19 protein-coding genes are annotated in these 19,467 nt (G+C 70.8%); 5 read left to right on the forward strand and 14 right to left on the reverse strand.

The features are described from left to right. Nucleotides 1-3 precede the first annotated feature (3 nt). The 5 genes from ACFUUZ_RS22695 to bluB all read left to right on the forward strand — a co-directional run bounded on the left by ACFUUZ_RS22695 (nucleotide 4) and on the right by bluB (nucleotide 5,230). Nucleotides 4-510, forward strand: coding sequence for a DUF6912 family protein (locus tag ACFUUZ_RS22695; protein WP_378699357.1), 507 nt, complete (start codon nucleotides 4-6; stop codon nucleotides 508-510). A 127-nt stretch (nucleotides 511-637) separates the two neighbouring features. After that, nucleotides 638-1,777 (forward strand): ferredoxin reductase, encoded by a 1,140-nt coding sequence (locus ACFUUZ_RS22700; RefSeq protein WP_378699305.1) that lies wholly within the window; start codon nucleotides 638-640, stop codon nucleotides 1,775-1,777. A 45-nt stretch (nucleotides 1,778-1,822) separates the two neighbouring features. Continuing rightward, the gene (locus ACFUUZ_RS22705) at nucleotides 1,823-3,193 is read left to right on the forward strand and encodes a fatty acid desaturase family protein (RefSeq protein WP_378699306.1); all 1,371 of its coding nucleotides are present in this window, start codon (nucleotides 1,823-1,825) and stop codon (nucleotides 3,191-3,193) included. 67 nt (nucleotides 3,194-3,260) lie between these two features. Beyond that, entirely contained in the window at nucleotides 3,261-4,496 is a 1,236-nt protein-coding gene (locus ACFUUZ_RS22710) for a fatty acid desaturase family protein (RefSeq protein WP_378699307.1), read from the forward strand. A gap of 113 nt (nucleotides 4,497-4,609) precedes the next feature. Beyond that, nucleotides 4,610-5,230: a 5,6-dimethylbenzimidazole synthase gene (gene bluB, locus ACFUUZ_RS22715; RefSeq protein WP_378699359.1), complete on the forward strand. Its 621-nt coding sequence runs from the start codon at nucleotides 4,610-4,612 to the stop codon at nucleotides 5,228-5,230. Nucleotides 5,231-5,267: 37 nt separating this feature from the next. Here the strand turns inward: bluB and ACFUUZ_RS22720 are convergent, their stop codons facing one another. The 14 genes from ACFUUZ_RS22720 to ACFUUZ_RS22785 all read right to left on the reverse strand — a co-directional run bounded on the left by ACFUUZ_RS22720 (nucleotide 5,268) and on the right by ACFUUZ_RS22785 (nucleotide 19,433). Further along, complete coding sequence (locus ACFUUZ_RS22720) at nucleotides 5,268-6,557, reverse strand: acetyl-CoA C-acyltransferase (protein ID WP_378699309.1); 1,290 nt, start codon at nucleotides 6,555-6,557, stop codon at nucleotides 5,268-5,270. A gap of 105 nt (nucleotides 6,558-6,662) precedes the next feature. Then, nucleotides 6,663-7,349, reverse strand: a complete 687-nt coding sequence (hpf, locus tag ACFUUZ_RS22725) for a ribosome hibernation-promoting factor, HPF/YfiA family (RefSeq protein WP_378699310.1) — start codon at nucleotides 7,347-7,349, stop codon at nucleotides 6,663-6,665. 225 nt (nucleotides 7,350-7,574) lie between these two features. Beyond that, entirely contained in the window at nucleotides 7,575-8,219 is a 645-nt protein-coding gene (locus ACFUUZ_RS22730) for a ComF family protein (protein WP_378699312.1), read from the reverse strand. Between the two features lie 228 nt (nucleotides 8,220-8,447). Then, on the reverse strand, nucleotides 8,448-10,253 hold the full coding sequence (lpqB, locus tag ACFUUZ_RS22735; RefSeq protein WP_378699314.1) for an MtrAB system accessory lipoprotein LpqB: 1,806 nt from the start codon (nucleotides 10,251-10,253) through the stop codon (nucleotides 8,448-8,450). After that, nucleotides 10,250-11,974 (reverse strand): MtrAB system histidine kinase MtrB, encoded by a 1,725-nt coding sequence (mtrB, locus tag ACFUUZ_RS22740; RefSeq protein ID WP_378699361.1) that lies wholly within the window; start codon nucleotides 11,972-11,974, stop codon nucleotides 10,250-10,252. The genes lpqB and mtrB overlap by 4 nt, the downstream gene beginning before the upstream one ends. A 20-nt stretch (nucleotides 11,975-11,994) precedes the next feature. After that, entirely contained in the window at nucleotides 11,995-12,672 is a 678-nt protein-coding gene (mtrA, locus tag ACFUUZ_RS22745) for an MtrAB system response regulator MtrA (RefSeq protein WP_067659671.1), read from the reverse strand. Nucleotides 12,673-12,750: 78 nt separating this feature from the next. Continuing rightward, a complete protein-coding gene (locus ACFUUZ_RS22750; protein WP_378699317.1) occupies nucleotides 12,751-13,398 on the reverse strand; it encodes a dTMP kinase in 648 nt (215 codons plus the stop codon). Between the two features lie 51 nt (nucleotides 13,399-13,449). Next, nucleotides 13,450-14,922, reverse strand: a complete 1,473-nt coding sequence (gene ahcY, locus ACFUUZ_RS22755) for an adenosylhomocysteinase (protein WP_378699319.1) — start codon at nucleotides 14,920-14,922, stop codon at nucleotides 13,450-13,452. A 116-nt stretch (nucleotides 14,923-15,038) separates the two neighbouring features. Beyond that, complete coding sequence (locus tag ACFUUZ_RS22760; RefSeq protein WP_378699321.1) at nucleotides 15,039-15,776, reverse strand: esterase/lipase family protein; 738 nt, start codon at nucleotides 15,774-15,776, stop codon at nucleotides 15,039-15,041. Between the two features lie 38 nt (nucleotides 15,777-15,814). Beyond that, nucleotides 15,815-16,909, reverse strand: coding sequence for an alkane 1-monooxygenase (locus tag ACFUUZ_RS22765; RefSeq protein ID WP_378699323.1), 1,095 nt, complete (start codon nucleotides 16,907-16,909; stop codon nucleotides 15,815-15,817). A gap of 296 nt (nucleotides 16,910-17,205) precedes the next feature. Then, complete coding sequence (locus ACFUUZ_RS22770; RefSeq protein ID WP_378699325.1) at nucleotides 17,206-17,826, reverse strand: TetR/AcrR family transcriptional regulator; 621 nt, start codon at nucleotides 17,824-17,826, stop codon at nucleotides 17,206-17,208. A 40-nt stretch (nucleotides 17,827-17,866) separates the two neighbouring features. Further along, entirely contained in the window at nucleotides 17,867-18,049 is a 183-nt protein-coding gene (locus ACFUUZ_RS22775) for a rubredoxin (RefSeq protein WP_378699327.1), read from the reverse strand. After that, a complete protein-coding gene (locus ACFUUZ_RS22780) occupies nucleotides 18,046-18,213 on the reverse strand; it encodes a rubredoxin (RefSeq protein ID WP_378699329.1) in 168 nt (55 codons plus the stop codon). The genes ACFUUZ_RS22775 and ACFUUZ_RS22780 overlap by 4 nt, the downstream gene beginning before the upstream one ends. After that, nucleotides 18,210-19,433: an alkane 1-monooxygenase gene (locus tag ACFUUZ_RS22785; protein ID WP_378699331.1), complete on the reverse strand. Its 1,224-nt coding sequence runs from the start codon at nucleotides 19,431-19,433 to the stop codon at nucleotides 18,210-18,212. The genes ACFUUZ_RS22780 and ACFUUZ_RS22785 overlap by 4 nt, the downstream gene beginning before the upstream one ends. Nucleotides 19,434-19,467 lie beyond the last annotated feature (34 nt).

The following is a 19,467-nucleotide window of genomic DNA, read 5'->3' on the forward strand; positions in this document are numbered from 1 at the left end:
CCGCTGCGGGTCTACCTGCCCGCGACCATCGCCATGCTGCGCACCCTGGTCGCGGAGCGGGAGCTGCGCGCGGTCAGCGGCACCGCCTTCGCGGTCACCCCGGCGCTGCGCGAGGCGTACGCCTCCGGCGACGACGAGGAGCTGGCCGAGGTCGCCATGGGCGAGGCGGCGCGGGCGGCGCTGCGGCTGCTCGCCGCCGAGGCCGAGGACGCCGACACCCCGCCGGTCCAGCGCCGCGCGGTGATCGCCGCCGACGTCACCGGCGCGACCCCGCGCCCCGACCTGGACGACGCGGTGGTCCGGCTGGCCGGGCCGGTCCCGTACGCGAAGATCGCCTCCGTGCACGTCGACCTGGCCGACGCCGAGGCGGACGTGGCGAAGGCGGTCGAGGTGATCGATGCCGCCGATCTGGGCGACCCGGACGCCGAGTTCACCCTGGGTGACGCCGAGGACCACCAGCTCGCCTGGTACGCCACCCAGGAGCTGCCGTTCCTGCTCGAGCTGCTCTGATCCGGCGCTTCGGGAGTAGTCACAAAGCCGTCGCGGCCGTCTCCACAGGGCAACCTACGATGCCGTAACCTGACGGCAGGACGGGCCCCGACGGGGTCCGCGGTAACTCAGGAGACGACCGGCGACCATGGTGTTCGAGAATGTGCGGCAATGGCTGGAGGAGCCCGCGGCGGAGGTGGCCGACCGGGGTGGCCGGCTGAACGTGCTGCGCGGCGCGGTCGCCCGGATCACCACGCCGCTGCTCCCGGACGACTACCTGCACCTGGTGAACCCGCTGTGGTCGGCGCGCGAGCTGCGCGGCCGGGTGCTCGAGGTCCGCAAGGAGACCGCCGACTCGGCGACCCTGGTGATCAAGCCGGGCTGGGGCTTCGACTGGGCCTTCGAGCCGGGTCAGTACATCGGCATCGGCGTGCTGGTCGACGGCCGCTGGCACTGGCGCTCGTACTCGCTGACCTCCCCGCCGAACTGGTCCGACGACCCGGCCGGGCGCGGCAAGCGGCTGATCTCGATCGCGGTCAAGGCGATGCCGGAGGGGCTGCTCTCCAGCCACCTGGTGAACGGCGTGACCGCGGGCACCGTGGTGCGGCTGGCCGCGCCGCAGGGCGGCTTCGTGCTTCCCTCGCCGCCGCCCGCGAAGGTGCTCTTCCTCACCGCGGGCAGCGGCATCACCCCGGTGATGTCCATGCTGCGCGCGCTGGCCAGGCGCGACGTCTTCACCGACGTGGTGCACGTGCACTCGGCGCGCACCGCCGACGACGTGATGTTCGGCGCCGAGCTGACCGCGCTGGCCGAGCGGCACCCCGGCTTCACCTCGCACCTGCACCTCACCGGCGTGCACGGCAAGCTGGAGCTCGGTGAGCTCGACACCCTCTTCCCGGACTGGCGGGAGCGGCAGACCTGGGCCTGCGGCCCGGCCGGGATGCTGGACGACATCGAGAAGCACTGGGCCGCGGCCGGGCTGGCGGGCAGGCTGAACGTCGAGCGGTTCGAGGTGGAGCGCTCCGCGGTCGGCGAGGGCGGCACCGTCACCTTCGCCAGGAGCGAGCGCAGCACCGTGGTCGACGGCGCGACCAGCCTGCTGGAGGCGGGCGAGGCGGCGGGCGTGCAGATGCCGTTCGGCTGCCGCATGGGCATCTGCCAGACCTGCGTGCTCACCATCACCGCCGGGCACGCCCGCGACCTGCGCAACGGCGACGAGCGCCGGGAGGGCGACAAGGTGCAGACCTGCGTCTCGGCCGCGGCCGGCGACTGCACCCTGGACGCCTGACCCCGGTACCCTCGACGCCAGAGCAGAGCACGGAAGGGAACACCGGTGGCCATCACCGACATCGGCGCGTTCGCGCACCTCACCGCCGCCGACATCGAGAGCCTGGGGGACGAGCTCGACGCCATCCGCCGCTCGGTTGAGCTGTCGCGCGGTGAGCGGGACGCCAGGTACATCAGGCACACGATCGCCGCGCAGCGCGGCCTGGAGGTCGCGGCGCGCGCCGTGCTCTTCGGCAGCCGGAACCGGTGGGCCTGGCTCACCGGCACCGCACTGCTCTCGCTGGCGAAGATCATCGAGAACATGGAGCTCGGGCACAACATCAGCCACGGGCAGTGGGACTGGATGAACGACCCGGAGATCCACTCCGGCACCTGGGAGTGGGACCAGACCGGGCCGTCGGCGCAGTGGCGCCGGGCGCACAACTACTCGCACCACACCTACACCAACGTGCTCGGCAAGGACGAGGACCTCGGCTTCGGCATCCTGCGGATGACCAGGGACGAGCCGTGGCGCCCGATTCACCTGGTGCAGCCCTTCGCCAACCTGCTGCTCGCCGCCACCTTCGAGTGGGGCATCGCGCTGCACGACTGGAAGATCGACAAGGATCTCTCCGGGGTCCCGCGCCACCAGCTGATGTCCGAGCCGAACGTGCTCTTCGCGCGGAAGATCGCCCGGCAGCTGGGCAAGGACTTCGTGTTCTACCCCGCGCTCACCGGCCCGGCCTGGAAGAGCACGCTGAAGGCCAACGCCACCGCGAACCTGGCGCGCAACCTCTGGGCCTACGCGGTGATCTTCTGCGGGCACTTCCCGGACGGCGCGGAGAAGTTCACCATCGAGCAGCTGACCGGCGAGACCCGCGCCGAGTGGTACCTGCGGCAGATGCTGGGCAGCGCCAATTTCCGGGCGGGCCGCGCGATGGGCTTCCTCAGCGGCAACCTGTCCTACCAGATCGAGCACCACCTCTTCCCCGACCTGCCGAGCAACCGGTACCCGGAGATCGCGGTGCGGGTGCGCGAGCTCTGCGACAAGTACGACCTCCCCTACACCACCGGCTCGCTGGGCAGGCAGTACCTGCTCGCCTTCCGCACCATCCACAAGCTGGCGCTGCCGGACAGCATGCTGCGGCGCACCGCCGACGACGCCCCGGAGACCTCGTCGGAGCGCAAGTTCGCGGGGATCTCGTTGCCGACGCCGGTGGACCCGGCAACCGGCAGGCACCGCGGATTGCGTTCCGCGCTGCACGAGGCCAAGATCGTGCTGCGGCAGAAGGCGGAGCACGAGAAGCAGGTGCTGCGCGAGGCGAAGCAGGCGCTGCAGGAGAAGGCGCGGCACGAGCAGGACGTGCTGCGCGAGGCTCGAATCACGCTGCGGGACAGGGTCAGGGCGCGTCGGTGGCGGGGCCGGGCAACCACGTGACCAAGACCACAGCGGGGGACAAGAACTCGTAACCTACGGTCTCGTAACTTACGATAGAGTAACCCGCATGGCTATTTCGGATGTCAAGGAGTACGCGCACCTCACGGAGGCCGACGTCGAGGCGCTCGGCGCGGAGTTCGACGCGATCCGGCGGGATGTCGAATCCTCCCGCGGCGCGGCCGACGCGCGCTACATCCGCAACGTCATCCGGTTGCAGCGCGCCCTGGAGATCGCGGGCCGCACGGCGCTCTTCGCGAGCCGTAAGCGGCCCGCGTGGCTGGCGGGCGTCGCGCTGCTGGGCACGGCCAAGATCATCGAGAACATGGAGATCGGCCACAACGTCATGCACGGCCAGTGGGACTGGATGAACGACCCGGAGATCCACTCCAGCTCCTGGGAGTGGGACAACACCGGCCCGGCCAAGCACTGGAAGCAGACGCACAACTACCTGCACCACAAGTACACCAACGTGCTCGGCATGGACGACGACATCGGCTACGGGTTGCTGCGCGTCACCAGGGACCAGCGCTGGAAGCCGTTCAATATCGGCAACCCGGTGTACAACCTGCTGCTGCAGCTCTTCTTCGAGTTCGGGGTCGCGGTGCAGCACCTGGAGCTGGGCAAGGTCGCGGCCGGGCGGTTCAAGGGCGACGCCGAGCGCGCGGAGTTCGAGCGCAAGCGCCAGGAGGTGCTGGTCAAGGTGGGTCGCCAGGTGGTCAAGGACTACGTGGTGTTCCCGGCGCTCACCGGCCCGGCCTGGAAGAGCACGCTGACCGCGAACCTGGCCGCCAACATGGTGCGCAACGTCTGGACCAACGCGGTGATCTTCTGCGGGCACTTCCCGGACGGCGCGGAGAAGTTCACCAAGGCCGACATCGACAGCGAGTCGAAGGCGCAGTGGTACCTGCGGCAGATGCTCGGCAGCGCGAACATCAGCGGCGGCCCGGTCATCCACTTCATGACCGGCAACCTGAGCCACCAGATCGAGCACCACCTCTTCCCCGACCTGCCGAGCAACCGCTACGTGCACATCGCGGTGCGGGTGCGCGAGCTGGCCGACAAGTACGACCTGCCGTACACCACCGGCTCGCTGCCGGTGCAGTACTTCAAGTCGTGGCGGACGATCCTCAAGCTCTCGCTGCCGAACAAGTACCTGCGGGCCACCGCCGACGACGCGCCGGAGACGGCGTCGGAGCGCAAGTTCGGCGGCAATGCCGTCCCGGTCATCGACCCGGAGACCGGCAGGCGGCGCGGCCTGCGCAGCGCGCTCAGCGCGGGCAGGCAGCGGCTCAGCAGGCGCTGACCACGCCTCCCGAACGGCCCCGCATCGCACAGGTGCGGGGCCGTTCGGCGGTTCGGGGTGCGGAAACCTGATTCACTGAGAGGGTGTGTGCCAACGATGTCCACCAGCACGCCCTGAGCGTCTACGAAGCCATCCGCCTGCGCCGCGACGTGCGCGCCGAGTTCACCGGGACTCCGATCGACGACGACACCCTGTGGCGGCTGCTCGACGCGGCGCACCGCGCGCCGAGCGTCGGTAATTCGCAGCCGTGGGATTTCGTGGTGGTCAGGGAGCCCGCGACGCTGGAGCGGTTCGCCTGCCACGTGGCGGACAAACGCCGGGAGTTCCGGGAGAGCCTGCCGCCGGAGCGGGCCGCCACCTTCGACCCGATCCGGATCGAGGGCATCCGGGAGAGCGGGACCGGCGTCGTCGTCAGCTACGACCACGCCCGCGGCGGGCCGAATGTGCTCGGCCGGGCCACGGTGCCGGAGACCGGGATCTTCTCCACCGTGCTCGCCATCCAGAACCTGTGGCTCGCGGCCACCGCCGAGCAGGTCGGCGTCGGGTGGGTGTCGTTCTACGACGCCGACCACCTCGCCGAGCTGGTCGGGCTGCCGCCTGGGGTGCGCCCGGTGGCCTGGCTCTGCGTCGGCCCGGTGCGCGAGTTCCAGCAGGTGCCGGACCTGGAGCGGTTCGGCTGGCGCAGCGGGCGCACGCTGGAGCACGCGGTGCACCGCGAGCGCTTCGGGGGATAGGGCGCGCTCCGACACCGGGCACGCGGCGGGACAGTGGCTAGACGCGCTCCAGGACGGCGGAGGCGCCGATGCCGCCTGCCGCGCAGATGCCGAGCAGGGCGGTCTGCGCGCCGGTGCGGGCGAGCTCGTTCGCCATGGTGGTGACCATGCGGGCGCCGGTCGCGCCGAAGGGGTGGCCGAGCGAGACCGAGCCGCCGTGCACGTTCACCTTCGCGGGGTCGACCTCGCCGACCGCGGACTCCAGGTCCAGCCTGGTCTTCGCCCATTCGTCACTGGCCAGCGCGGACAGCACGGAGAGCGTCTGGGCCGCGAAGGCCTCGTGGATGTCGACCAGGTCGACGTCGGCGAGCGCGAGCCCCGCCTTGTCCAGCGCCCGCGGCATGGAGATGGCCGGGCCGATCAGCACCTGGTCGGTGGGGTCGACGCTGACGTAGCTCCAGGAGCGGAAGGCCGCGAGCGGGGTCAGCCCGAGCTCGCGCGCCTTCTCCTCGCTCATCAGCAGCACCGCCGAGGCGCCGTCGGTGAGCGGGCTGGCATTGCCCGCGGTCACGGTGCCGTCGGCGGCGAAGACCGGCTTCAGCTTCGCCAGCTTCTGGACGCTGGTGTCCCCGCGGACCAGGCCGTCGCGGGTGACGGTCTTCCCGTCCGGCGTGGTCACCGGCACCACCTCGGCGTCGAAGCGGCCGGACGCGATGGCGGCAGCGGCCCGCTGGTGCGAACGCACGGCGAACTCGTCCTGGGCGGCCCGGCCGATGCCGTGGATCCGCGCCATCTTCTCCGCCGACTCCCCCATCACCTCGCCGGTGGTGCGCTCGGCGATCTTCGGCCGGGTCGGCAGGATGTCGGTGAAGGGCGCCAGCTGCCGCACCGCGGCGAGGTAGTCCCTGGGCTTGGGCTTGCCGAGCGCGATCGGGGCGGCGGCGTGCACCACGTGCTGCGGCAGCTTGATCTCGGCATTGCTGGTGGAGTCGCTGCCGCCCGCGATCATCACGTCGTACTCGCCGCGCTCGATGGCGGCGGCCGCGGTGGTGACGGCCTGCAGCCCGGAGGCGCAGGCCCTGGTCACCGTGTGCCCCTCGCAGCCGGGGTCGAAGCCGAGGTCGAGCGCGACCTCCCTGGCGATGTTCGGCGCCGCGCTTGGCAGGATCACCCCGCCCCAGACGATCGCCTGCACCAGGTTCTTGTCCAGCCCGGTGCGGGCGAGCAGTCCGCCCACGGCGGCATCGGCGAGCGCGATCGAGTCGAGCCGGGTGAAGTCGGTGAACGCGCGGACGAACGGGGTGCGGGCGCCTGCGACGACGACGGCACGGCGAGCGGTGGAGGCCATGACCGTAACTTACCCCACGGTAAGGTCCGCAGGGGGCGGATTGTCCCGGACACACCGCAGGCCGGTGCGCGAGGCACCGGCCTGCGGTGGGCGGCGGGGGTTCGATCAGGCCAGTCGGATCAGGCCGTAGTCGAAGGCGTGCCTGCGGTAGACCACCGACGGCCGGTCGGTCTCCTTGTCGTGGAACAGGAAGAAGTCGTGGCCGACCAGCTCCATCTGGTACAGCGCATCGTCGACCGTCATGGGCGCCGCGGAGTGCACCTTGGTGCGGACGATGTGGCCGGGGCCCTCGCTCTCGGCGGGCGCCCACGGATCGGGCTCGGCCTCGGCTTCGGGGTGCGCGTGCGCGGCGCCGTTGCGGCCGAAGAGCGTCTCGTCGACCAGCTCGGCGGTGGCCTCGGCGACCGAGAGCGGCGTCTTCTCGCCGTAGTGCACCTTGCGCCGGTCCTTGGTGCGGCGCAGCCTGCTCTCCAGCTTGGCGGTCACCGATTCGAAGGCGGCGTAGAAGCTGTCGGCGCAGGCCTCGGCCCGGACGATCGGGCCCTTGCCGCGCGCGGTGATCTCGACGCGCTGGCAGCTCTTGCGCTGCCTGCGGTTGCGTTCGTGGAACAGCTCGACGTCGAAGAGGAAGATCGACGGGTCGAACCGCTCGAGTCGGGAGAGTTTGTCGGCGACGTAGATTCGGAAGTGGTCCGGCACTTCGACATTGCGACCCTTGACCACGATGTCCGCCCGGCTACCACCTCCCGCTGCGGTGGTCTCCGGTTCGTCCAGCGTGCCGGCGCGCGGCATCGAAGGATCTGCGTCTTGGACTGAAGGACGTGATGACGTCACGCGTACCTCCCGGATAGGGCCGCACCGTCGGAATGGCGGGCGGCGGGATGGATCGTGCCGATCGGCTCTCCGCTCGGCACCGAGTGTCCGAGGCCCCACCTCCAACTCCCGTGTCGGGTGTGTGTTCGCGACGCTAGTCCGCCCGCGACCGGTCCGCCACTGTTCACGCAAATTTTCCGTGGATCACGATCCGCATGTCACCAGCACGTGATGAATGGGTATCCGGTAGCGTCGCGCGACCCGGACCGACTCGGCCGCGGTCGCCCCGGTGGTCAGTACATCGTCGACCAGGAAGACCTGCGGATTCGCTGTCCCGGACAGCGTGGCGAGCACCGCGGGCCTGACCACGACCCCGGCCGCCAGATTGCGCCTGCGTTGCGCCGGGGTCAACCCCACCGAATCCCGCGTGCCGAGGCGCGATCGCAGCAGTGGCGCCATTCGGCAACCGGGCAGCCAACTCGCCGCCACCGCCGCGGTGCGCGCCACCGGGTCGCCGCCGCGGCGCCGGGCGGCCGCGGCCCGGCCGGGCGCGGGGATGAGCAGGAGTGGACGGCCGGGCGCGCGCAGCCGGTGCAGCCCGCGGGCGAGGGCGTACCCGAGCGGGGCCGCGAGGTCGCGGCGGCCGCGCTCCTTGAGCGCGAGCACCGCGCGCCTGCCCGGCCCCGCGTACGGGCCGAGCGCCCAGCACGGCACTCCGGGGTCGGTGCGCGGGCGCAGGCGCGTCGGCGCGGCATCCAGCGCGCTCGCGCAGCCGGGGCACCACGGGGTGCCGGGCAGGGTGCAACCGCCGCACTCGACGGGCAGGATCAGATCCAACAGGGTCCGCATGGCCCGCAAGTCTGGCGGGAGCCACCGACACGACCGGTCCGCCGCCCCGGGTCGGCAGCGCCGCCCCCGGTCCGGCCGGGGCCCGCCCGACCGGACGGGTTCGCCGCCTGAGTCGGCACCGACGCATGGCAGCCGGGGCCGAGGTGCTCGAGCCGGTCATCCGGGCAGGGGGCCGAGGTGTTCGGACCGGTCAGCCGGGCAGGACCGGGGCCGAAGCGCTCGAGCCGGTCAGCCGGGCAGGACCGGGACCACGTCCTCGCCGGTCAGCCCGGGCACCTCGCGCCAGAACCCCTCGGTGGTGACCGGCTGGCCGTACTGCAGCTGCAGCACCGCGCGGGAGTCGGCGACGTACCAGGTGTCCAGCGCCGCGCTGACCACCCGCATGGGCGGGGTCAGGTTCTGCGAGGTCTGGGTGACCTGCTCGGAGCCGTCGATGGAGACGGTGACGACCGGGTCGACATTGCCCTCGCGGGCGATGATGATGGTGTCGCCGCTGAGCCAACTCACCGAGACCGCCCTGGTACTGAGCCCGACGGCGAGCGGCTGCGGCGCGGTGAGCGCGTAGCGGCCGTCGGGGCGGCGCTCCACCACCGCCACGTACACCTTGCCGTCCGCGATCAGCGCGGCCCGCACCCCGCTGCCGGAGACCCGCAGCTCGGTGATGGGCAGCCGGGGCGAGAGCGCCGAGGTGACCGCGGTCAGCGCGGAGATGTCGACGTCCTGCTTGGTGACGGTGCCGGTGGCCCGGTCGGTGGCGGCCCTGATCACCCGCTCGCCGTCGACGACGGCCCAGGCGGCGCTGCCGTCCGAATTCCAGGACGGCCTGCTGACCGTCGCGCCCTCGGCCACCGGGAAGGCGTCGCCGCCGAAGCTGCCGACCATGAGGGTGTTGCCGCCGCCCGCCTCGGCCACCGCGGCGACCAGCTGGCCGTCCTCGGAGAGCGCCGCCGAGCGCAGGTTGTTCACCGCGCCGAAGTAGCCGGGCACCGGCGCGATACCGGTCTCCCTGACCTGCACCAGCGTGCCGCCGCGCAGCGCGAAGAGCCCGATCTTGTTGCGCAGGTGGGCATCCGGGGTGTACTGCTCGATGTCCGCGACCGACCAGCCGTTCGCGGCGAACCGCTCGTCCAGCGCCTTGCCGTCGGCGAGCAGCACGTACGGGCCGAGCACCTCGGCCGCCGAGAGCGTCGAGACCACCTGGGCCGCGAGCAGCTCCTTCTCCCGCGGCGGCAGCGCCGCGGCGCCCGCCAGGTCGATCCTGACCCCGCCGAGCCCGACCCCGACCTCCTCCGGGTCGCCGTTGGCCTTGGTCACCGCCCCGCGCAGCGCCACCGGCGGCGACACGACGGTGCGCACGTTCTCGGCGAGCGCGGGCTGCGGGCCGTCCAGCAGCAGGTCGAGCAGGCGCTGGGTGCGCTGCGCGGGCGGCACCGAGATCCAGCGCAGGTCCGGCACGAGCGAGGTGCCGTTCGGGTCCAGGAAGTAGATCGCGTTCCGCTGGTACGCCTTGGCGAAGGCGGCGTTGTCCATGACGACGCCGTCCGGCAGCTCGTCGATCCGCCACTCGCCGCCGACCCTGGTCATCTCGATCTTGTTCTCCAGCATCGAGCCGTCCGACGGCCGGTACGACCCGTCCGCGGAGAGCTCGCCGACCTTGCGCGCCCGGATGACGTAGGTCGCGGCGTCGCCGCCCCTGGATTCGCGCAGCGTGTCCGGCTTCTCCACGATCACGGTGCCCGCGGCGTCGTCCCAGCGGGTGGAGGCGGACGGGGTCAGGTACTGCCGCGCCGCCTCGTGCCGGTTCGCCGGGGCGGCGGTGGCCTGCAGGAAGTCGCGGAGCAGCAGGTCGGGGTCGCGGCCGGAGATCGGCGGCGGCGGGCCGTCCGAGGTCGGCTCGCGATCCAGCGTGCCGAGCGCCTGCGGAGCGGACGACTCCGGCAGGCTGGCGCAGCCGGTGAGCAGGACCAGCGCGGCCACGAGCACACCGATCACTCCCCGGCGCACGGCGGCGAGGGGTCGGGTACGCATCGTCATGACTGTACGTCCCGGTTCTCGGCATACCCCCGACCGGTGGGTACCGCGCCGTTCTCCGCGCCCGCGCCGACCTCGGCGCCGACGGCCGGGATGCGGATGGTGTCGGAGTCGTCGGCCTCGGGTTCGGTGCGGATCGGCACCTTGCGCGGGGCGTCGAGGGGCAGCGGGCTCGGGCCGAGCTTGGCGCCGCGGGCCATCGGCAGGGTGAGCCGGAAGCTGGCCCCGCTGCCGAGCTCGCCCCACGCCTCGAGCCTGCCCTCGTGCAGGTGCGCGTCCTCCTGGCTGATCGAGAGCCCGAGGCCGGTGCCGCCGGAGCGGCGCATGCGCGAGGGGTCGGAGCGCCAGAAGCGGTTGAAGACCAGCTTCTCCTCGCCCGGCCGGAGCCCGATGCCCTGGTCCCGGACGACGACGGCGAGCGCGTTGGCCTCCTGGTCGCCGCGCATCCGGATGAGCACCGGCTTGCCGTCGCCGTGGTCGATGGCATTGGCGAGCAGGTTGCGCAGCACCCGCTCGACCCGGCGCGGGTCCACCTCGGCGACCAGCGGGTCCTCCGGCAGGTCGGCGACGACCTCGACCCCGGCGTCCTTGGCCAGGTGCCGCACGGTGGAGATGGCGGCCTTGGCGCACATCCGCACGTCCAGCGACTCCACCTGCAGCTCGGCGACGCCCGCGTCGTGGCGGCTGATCTCCAGCAGGTCGTTGAGCAGCCCCTCGAACCGGTCCAGCTCGTTGACGAGCAGCTCGGCGCTGCGGGCCAGCGCGGGCGAGAGCTCGTCGCTGCTGCTGTGGATGAGGTCGGCGGCCATGCGGACCGTGGTGAGCGGGGTGCGCAGCTCGTGGCTGACGTCGGAGGTGAAGCCCTTCTGCAGGTTGCCGAACTCCTCCAGCTGGTTGATCTGGGTCGAAAGGCTCTCCGCCATTTCGTTGAAGGCCTGCGCCAGCTTCGCCATGTCGTCCTCGCCGCGGACCAGCATGCGCTCCTTCAGCCGGCCGTCCGCGAACCGCCCCGCGATCCGGGCGGCCGACCGGATGGGCAGCACCACCTGCCTGGTCACCAGCGCGGAGATGGCGGCGAGCAGGACCAGCAGCACGGCGCCGCCGACCAGCATGGTGCCGCGCATGAGCGCGAGGCTGCGCTCCTCGTTGACCAGCGGGAAGATCAGGTAGATCTCCAGGGTCGGGATCTCGGCGCTCGGGCTGCCGATCACCAGCGCGCGGCCGCGGTAGCCGTCCGGGTCGTCGACGGTGGCGAACTGGTAGCTGATCTGGCTGCGCTGCACGAAGCGGCGCAGCTCCTCCGGCACCTCCTGCACCGGTCCCGAGGTCATCTGCTGCGGCGGGGTGCCGCCGATGACGGTGAGCGCGGAGTCGAAGCTGCCCGCGACGCCGCCGGACTCCGCGGTGCCGCCGCGGTTGGAGAGCGAGTCCCGCGCCTCGGCGAGCTGCTGCTGCTGGATGCCGTTGCCGTGCGCGCCCGCCAGCTGGCTCTCCACCGTGTTCCTGGCGCGCTCCATCTCCTCGATCGCCGCGTTCAGCTTGGCGTCCAGCAGCCGGTCGGTGATCTGGCTGGTGAGCACGACGCCGAGCACCGTGATGACGATGAGCGAGAGGGTGAGGGTGGAGACGATGACGCGCAGCTGCAGCGATCGCCGCCACAGGTGGCCGAGTGCGACGCCCTGGCGCTGCGCCCACGCCGCGGCGATGCCGACCGCCGGGCGCAGACGCGCGATCAGGCGGTCGATCACGGCGGTCCGGCCTTGTACCCGACCCCGCGAACGGTCAGCACGATCTCCGGATTCTCCGGGTCCTTCTCGACTTTGGCGCGCAGCCGCTGCACGTGCACGTTGACCAGCCTGGTGTCGGCGGCGTGCCGGTAGCCCCAGACCTGTTCCAGCAGCACCTCGCGGGTGAAGACCTGGCGCGGCTTGCGGGCCAGCGCGACCAGCAGGTCGAACTCCAGCGGGGTGAGCGAGATCTGGGTGCCCTCCCTGGTGACCTTGTGCGCGGGCACGTCGATCACGATGTCGGCGATGGAGAGCTGCTCGGAGGGCTCGTCCTCGGTGCGGCGCAGCCGCGCCCGCACCCTGGCCACCAGCTCCTTGGGCTTGAACGGCTTGACGATGTAGTCGTCGGCGCCGGATTCCAGGCCGAGCACCACGTCGACGGTGTCGGTCTTGGCGGTCAGCATGACGATCGGCACGCCGGAGTCAGCGCGCAGCACCCGGCACACGTCGATGCCGTTCATGCCGGGCAGCATGAGGTCGAGGAGCACGAGGTCCGGCCGGATCTCCCGCACCGCGGAGAGCGCCTGGGTACCGTCGCCGACCACGTGCGGGTCGAACCCCTCGCCGCGCAGGACGATGGTCAGCATCTCGGCGAGAGCCATATCGTCGTCGACGACCAGAATCTTCGGCTTCATGATTCCTATGTTGTCATCTCGGTGGCGGGCGACGGGCCGCCACGCCAACACTGGCGATTTCGCACCGTACCCGCCGCGCTATCGGCGCGGTACCGCGGCCAGCCGGTCGGTGACCGCGGCCGGATCGTCCTCCGGGCGGTAGCGCCACCAGGGTCCGGCCCAATCGCGTTCGGCCAGCTCACGGTACACCGCACCGGTGCGCAGCTGCAGCACGGCATCGCGTTCGTAGGCGTCGAGCGCGCGGCCGGGGTCCAGATCGCCGCGGCGCCGCGCTCGCTCGGCGGCCAGCTCGGTGGGCACGTCGAGCAGGATCTGCAGCTCGGGGCGGGGCAGCCCGAACCGGCCGTACTCCAGTTCCGCTGTCCAGGAGACGATGTCGCCGTCCGCGGACTGGCCGAGCCGGGCCGCGCTGTAGGCGGCGTTGGAGGCGACGTAGCGGTCGAGCACGACGAAATCGTGCTCGGCGAGCAGCTTTTCCAGCTCGTCCTTCGCGCCCGCCCGGTCCAGCGCGAAGAGCAGCGCCATGCCGGAGACCGAGGCGGCCAGGTCGCCGTGCGCGCCGCGCAGCGCCTCGGCGGCGAGGTCGGCGTGCACCGAGCGCCCGTACCGCGGGAAAGCGAGCGTGGCGGTGCGCAACCCGCGCGCGGCCAGGTCGGCGACGACCCGGTCGGTGAGCGTGCGCTTGCCGGAGCCGTCCAGCCCTTCCAGCACGATGAGGGTGCCCATGCCGCAGGAGACTACGCGGGCCCCGCCGGCTGCCCGGCGGGGCCCGGTGCGTCAGTACCGGTAGTGCTCCGGCTTGAACGGGCCCTCCACGTCAACGCCGATGTACTCGGCCTGATCCTTGGTGAGCTTGGTCAGCGTGCCGCCGAGCGCCTCGACGTGGATCTTGGCGACCTTCTCGTCCAGGTGCTTGGGCAGCCGGTAGACCTCGTTGTCGTACTGCTCCGGCTTGGTCCAGAGCTCGATCTGCGCGATCACCTGGTTGGAGAAGCTGTTCGACATCACGAACGAGGGGTGCCCGGTGGCATTGCCCAGGTTCAGCAGCCTGCCCTCCGACAGCACGATGATCGCCTTGCCCGAGTCGAAGGTCCACAGGTCGACCTGCGGCTTGATGTTGAGCCGGTGCGCGCCGGAGCGCTCCAGGGCGGCCATGTCGATCTCGTTGTCGAAGTGGCCGATGTTGCCCAGGATGGCCTGGTCCTTCATCGCCTTCATGTGCTCGAGGGTGATGATGTCCTTGTTGCCCGTCGAGGTGATGACGATGTCGGCGTGGCCGATCGCCTGCTCGACGGTGACCACGTCGTAGCCGTCCATCAGCGCCTGCAGCGCGTTGATCGGATCGATCTCGGTGACCTGCACCCGGGCGCCCTGCCCGGCCAGCGACTCCGCGCAGCCCTTGCCGACATCGCCGTAGCCGCAGATCAGCACCTTCTTGCCGCCGATCAGCACGTCGGTGCCGCGGTTGATGCCGTCGATCAGCGAGTGCCTGGTGCCGTACTTGTTGTCGAACTTCGACTTGGTCACCGAGTCGTTGACGTTGATCGCCGGGAACACCAGTTCCCCCGCGGCGGCGAACTGGTACAGCCGCAGCACGCCGGTGGTGGTCTCCTCGGTGACGCCCTTCACCGACTCCGCGATCACGCCCCACTTGGTGGCGTCGGTCTCCAGCCGCTCGCGCAGCAGGTTCAGGAAGACCTTGTACTCGGCGGAGTGGTCGTCGTCCTCCGGCGGGACGACCCCGGCCTTCTCGAACTGCGCGCCGCGCAGCACCAGCATGGTCGCGTCCCCGCCGTCGTCGAGGATCATGTTGGCGGGCTCACCCGGCCAGGTCAGCATCTGCTCGGCGGCCCACCAGTACTCCTCCAGCGTCTCGCCCTTCCAGGCGAAGACCGGGGTCCCCTTCGGCTCGTCCACGGTGCCGTGCGGCCCGACCACGATCGCCGCGGCCGCGTGGTCCTGGGTGGAGAAGATATTGCACGAGGCCCAGCGCACCTCGGCGCCGAGCGCGGTCAGCGTCTCGATCAGCACCGCGGTCTGCACCGTCATGTGCAGCGAGCCGGAGATCCGCGCGCCGCGCAGCGGCTGCACCTCGGCGTACTCGCGGCGCAGCGCCATCAGCCCCGGCATCTCGTGCTCGGCCAGCCGGATCTCCTTGCGGCCGAACTCGGCCAGTGACAGATCAGCCACCTTGTAATCGATGCCGTTGCGCACGTCGGCGGTCAAAGCGGAAAGTTCTGAAGTCGTCATCGGCCTCTCCAGGGATTGGGCGGCGGTACCCGCCAAGGCTAGCCGCTCGGCCGGGCGTGGCTCCGGGGTGTCCCCCGCTGCGGGACCCCGGGTCACCGAGCCGAATTCGGTGCGGCTCAGCCGAACGGAATCCCGCTCGGGAAGAGCGTGGAGTCCGCCGTGATCGCGCCGTCCGGCTCGTCCACGTACTCGCCCGCGCAGTCGTCGGCGAGCGCGGAGCGGAGTTGGTCGAGCACCGCGGGCAGCACCGGTTCCAGCGAGTGGTCGGCGCCGCCGTTGCCGAGCGTGCGGAACGGGGTGAGCCTGCACTGGCCGCCGTCCAGCCTGCCGTCGCTCCACTCGCGCTCGCTGCGGATGGAGTAGTAGGTGGTGGCGCCGGGGGTGTCGTCCCCGGCGTTCAGCGCCGCCATGAAGGGGGTGCCGGGGCAGGCCTCGGGCGCGGCGGGCTGCCCGCAGGCACCCGGCGACCCGTACTGCGGTGCGCCGATCGCGACGTACCGCTCGACAACCGCGCTGCCGCCGAGTTCGCGCAGGTAGTACCGGCTGCTGAGCGCGCCGATGCTGTGCCCGACCAGGCTCACCGGCTGCCCGGGGTGCGCACCGCGGGCCGCCGCGACGGCACCGTCGATGGCGTGCGCGTCGGCCGCGATGTCGAACCCCTTCAGATCGAGGACGACGGTGTCGTAGCCCTCGGCCCGGAGCGCCGCGGCCAGCGGTTCATAGGGCAGCGCGCCGAGGTACTGGCCCGGCACGAGGACCACGACCCCGCGGTCGGGCTCGGCGTGCCCGATCCCGGCGGTGCCGAGCGTGGCGAGCGCGGCCGCGAGACCGGTGAGCAGAATCCGCTTGAGCATGAGCGCAGCCTAACCTCGCCCGGCCGCGGCGTGGGGTGCTAGGCGGCGCTGCCGTACTGCGCCAGCAGCTGCTCCCGCTTGGCGGGCTGCAGGTTGGCCCTGGTGATGTCGCCCCGGTAGTGCTCGAGCACCCGGTGGTCCATGATCCGCCGCCACAACGGCGGCACCGCCGCGAACACGATCATCGACGCATACCCCGCAGGCAACTGCGGCGCCACCTCCGAGGTCCGCAACGTCTGATACCGCCGCCCCGGATTCGCATGATGATCACTGTGCCGCTGCAAATGGAACAAGAAGATATTCGTCACCAACCGATCACTGTTCCACGAATCCCGCGGCGAACACCGAGCCCACCGACCATCGGCCTTCCGCTCCCGCAACAACCCGTAGTGCTCCACATAGTTCACCGTCTCCAACAACGCGGCACCGATCACCGCCTGCAGAAACAACCACGGCAACACCGCCCACCCGAACACCACGGCCAACCCACCGAACAACACCACCGTCATCGCCCACGCCTGCAAGATGTGGTTGCGCGGCGACCACCAACCCAACCCCTTACGCGCCAACCGTCGGCGTTCGATCGCGATCGCCGACCGGAACCCACCCGCGACGCTGCGCGGCAGGAAGGAGTAGAGCGATTCCCCCAGTCGGGCACTCGCCGGGTCTTCCGGGGTGGCGACCCGTGCGTGGTGGCCGCGGTTGTGCTCGACGAAGAAATGCCCGTACCCCGACTGGGCCAACGCGATCTTCGCCAGCCACCGCTCCAGATGCTCGACCCGATGCCCGAGTTCGTGCGCGGCGTTGATCCCGATCCCCGACACCAACCCCAACGTGGTGGCGAGCCCGACCTTGTCGACCACGCTGAGTTCGGTTCCGGCCCACATCGCACACGCGATCAACAGTCCGATCAACTGGATCGGCAGGAACAGATATGTACACCACCGGTAGAACCGGTCGGCCGAGAGCCGCTCGTAGTCCTCGTCCCGAGGATTGGAGCCGTCCTCCCCCACCACCCAATCCAACACCGGGATCGCCACCAACACGATGAACGGCCCGATCCACCAGAACACCGGCGACCCCGTCTGCAACACCAACTGCGACGGCAACAACGCCGAGGCCGGCGCGATCAACCCCAGAACCCAGAGGAGCCGTTTCGGGTCGGTCGAGGAACCCCCCCGTGAGTCTGCCGATTGCACCTTCGCTCCGCTACGTAAAGCCGTACTTCCTGTGTCATGGGAATAGTTCCAGATCACGTGTGCGTTACACCCCCCTTACGAACGAAAACGTGGCCACAAGCACAATGACAGCGGTCGGTATTTGTTCGGTTCCCCCAAGTGGTTTCACGCACGAGGTTACTTGACCTACAAGAGGTGCGCTGCGCCGCATCCGACGGGTGTGGACAACCGGCGGCCTGTGGACAACCCCGTCAGGAGGGTGCGCGGGTCGCCAGGATGGCCTCGACGTAGGGGCCGAGGAGCAGGCTCAGCTCCGCGGGGGTGTCGCGGTTCGGGGCGGGCGGAGTGGCGATGTAGCTGATGGCCAGCCGCACCATGGCGTGCGCGAGCACCGCGGACTCGGCGGGCGACGCGGCGACCCAGCTGTGCTCGAAGGCGGCGGTGAGCCGCTCCCCGGCGTGCTCCAGCAGCGGCCCGGCATCCAGGGTGATGAGGCGCAGCAGGTCCAGCTTGACCTCGCCCGCGACCAGCGAGCGGACCAGCGGGTCGGCGGCGGCGTCGACCAGGAAGTTCGCGATGCCGTCGCGGATGGCGGCGCGGGCGTCGCCCACGTTGGCGGCGATGGCCGCCGCCACGTGGTCGACCAGGTCGTCGGCGAGGCGCAGCGCGTAGGCCTGGGAAAGGCCGGTGCGGGAGCCGAACTCGTTGTAGAGCGTCTGCCTGCTCACCCCGGCGCGGGTGGCGACGTCACCCAGGGTGATCTTGGACCAGTCCCGCTCGGTGAGCAGGTCGCGCACGGCGTCCAGCACCGAGGTGCGCAGCAGCTCCCGCGCCGCCTCCTGGTAGGGAAGCCTGGATCCGGTGCGCGGCATACCCGCGACAGTGGCACGGGTGCCCGCCGCAGTCAAAATGTCACGTCCGCTCGATCTCGACCATGTAGAAGTCGGCCTTGGCGGCGCCGCAGTCGGGGCAGCTCCAGTCGTCGGGGATGTCGTCCCACCGGGTGCCGGGCGCGATGCCATCGTCCGGCCAGCCCTTTTCCTCGTCGTACTCGAAACCGCACTGGATGCACTGGTAGAGCTTGTACTCGGTCATGCCGGAACCTCCTCGAAGTCGATCTTCTCGCGTACCCCGCAGTCCGGGCAGCACCAGTCGTCCGGCACCGCCGACCACGCCGTTCCCGCCGAGAATCCCTCGTGCGGTTCGCCTTTCGCCTCGTCGTAGACGTACTCGCAGACGGGGCAGCGGTAGGCGCTCACGAACCCGCCCCGTACTTCGCGAGGACCTGCTCGCGGCGCGCGGGCAGGATATTGGCCCTGGTGACGTCGCCGTCGTAGTGCGCGAGCACCTTCGGGTCCATCACCCGGCGCCACAGCGGCGGGACGTAGGCCAGCAGGATCATGGTCGCGTAGCCCGCGGGCAGGTTGGGGGCGCCGTCCCAGCTGCGCAGGGTCTGGTAGCGGCGGGTCGGGTAGGCATGGTGGTCGCTGTGCCGCTGCAGGTGGTACAGGAAGATATTGGTGACCAGGTGGTCGCTGTTCCAGCTGTGCGTCGGCGCGGCGCGCTCGTACCGGCCGCTCGGGGTGTGCTGCCGGAGCAGGCCGTAGTGCTCCAGGTAGTTCACCGCCTCCAGCAGGCTGAACCCGACGACGGCCTGCAGCAGCAGGTACGGAAGCAGCTCGATCCCGAAGACCGCGCAGAGCGCGCCGAAGAGCAGCACCGTCATGGCCCAGGCGCTCAGCACCTCGTTGTGGATCGACCACGGGCCGGAGCCGGTCCGCTCCAGCCTGGCCTTCTCCAGCCGCCAGGACGAAGTGATCCCGCCCCACACGGTGCGCGGCCAGAAGCGGTAGAAGCTCTCGCCGAGCCGGGAGCTGGCCGGGTCCTCCGGCGTCGCGACCCGGACGTGATGCCCCCTGTTGTGCTCGATGTAGAAGTGGCCGTAGCCGGACTGGGCCAGCGCGATCCGGGAGAGCCAGCGCTCCAGCTCGACCTTCTTGTGCCCGAGCTCGTGCGCGGTGTTGATCCCGACGCCGCCGATGATGCCGACGGTGATCGCCAGCCCGATCTTGTCCACCGTCCACAGCCCGCCGTCGATGTGCAGCCAGGAGAGGTTGTCGGCGGTGATCAGGTAGCACGCCAGGATCAGCGACCCGTACTGGAACGGGAGGTAGAGATAGGTGAGGTAGCGGTAGTAGCGGTCGTTCTCCAGGTACTCCATCACCTCGTCCGGCGGGTTGTCGCCGTCCGGGCCGATGAAGACGTCGGCGATCGGGATGACCAGGTAGATCAGGATCGGGCCGAGCCAGAAGGGGACGTGCGCGGCGCCGTCCCAGCCCAGCCGGTTGAACAGGTAGATGGTCGGCAGCCCGATGAGGAAGAGCCCGGCCGGGGCGAAGAGGCCCCAGAGCCAGAAGTAGCGCTTGGTGTCGCGCCAGGCGGGCGCCTCGACGGACGAGGGTTCGGCTGCGGTGGACATCGTCGTCTCCCATCGCGATGCACGGTGTGATGTG

It is taken from the genome of Nocardia sp. NPDC057353, from assembly GCF_042667085.1.
Taxonomy (GTDB): domain Bacteria; phylum Actinomycetota; class Actinomycetes; order Mycobacteriales; family Mycobacteriaceae; genus Nocardia.

Coding starts and splice junctions, on each gene's coding strand:
- lpqB (WP_378699314.1), bottom strand. CDS start 10,253: ATGACGATGCGTACCCGACCCCTCGCCGCCGTGCGCCGGGGAGTGATC.
- ahcY (WP_378699319.1), bottom strand. CDS start 14,922: ATGACGACTTCAGAACTTTCCGCTTTGACCGCCGACGTGCGCAACGGC.
- ACFUUZ_RS22785 (WP_378699331.1), bottom strand. CDS start 19,433: ATGTCCACCGCAGCCGAACCCTCGTCCGTCGAGGCGCCCGCCTGGCGC.
- ACFUUZ_RS22730 (WP_378699312.1), bottom strand. CDS start 8,219: ATGCGGACCCTGTTGGATCTGATCCTGCCCGTCGAGTGCGGCGGTTGC.
- ACFUUZ_RS22760 (WP_378699321.1), bottom strand. CDS start 15,776: ATGCTCAAGCGGATTCTGCTCACCGGTCTCGCGGCCGCGCTCGCCACG.
- ACFUUZ_RS22710 (WP_378699307.1), top strand. CDS start 3,261: ATGGCTATTTCGGATGTCAAGGAGTACGCGCACCTCACGGAGGCCGAC.
- ACFUUZ_RS22700 (WP_378699305.1), top strand. CDS start 638: ATGGTGTTCGAGAATGTGCGGCAATGGCTGGAGGAGCCCGCGGCGGAG.
- ACFUUZ_RS22720 (WP_378699309.1), bottom strand. CDS start 6,557: ATGGCCTCCACCGCTCGCCGTGCCGTCGTCGTCGCAGGCGCCCGCACC.
- ACFUUZ_RS22775 (WP_378699327.1), bottom strand. CDS start 18,049: ATGACCGAGTACAAGCTCTACCAGTGCATCCAGTGCGGTTTCGAGTAC.
- hpf (WP_378699310.1), bottom strand. CDS start 7,349: ATGCCGCGCGCCGGCACGCTGGACGAACCGGAGACCACCGCAGCGGGA.
- ACFUUZ_RS22770 (WP_378699325.1), bottom strand. CDS start 17,826: ATGCCGCGCACCGGATCCAGGCTTCCCTACCAGGAGGCGGCGCGGGAG.
- mtrA (WP_067659671.1), bottom strand. CDS start 12,672: ATGAAGCCGAAGATTCTGGTCGTCGACGACGATATGGCTCTCGCCGAG.
- ACFUUZ_RS22750 (WP_378699317.1), bottom strand. CDS start 13,398: ATGGGCACCCTCATCGTGCTGGAAGGGCTGGACGGCTCCGGCAAGCGC.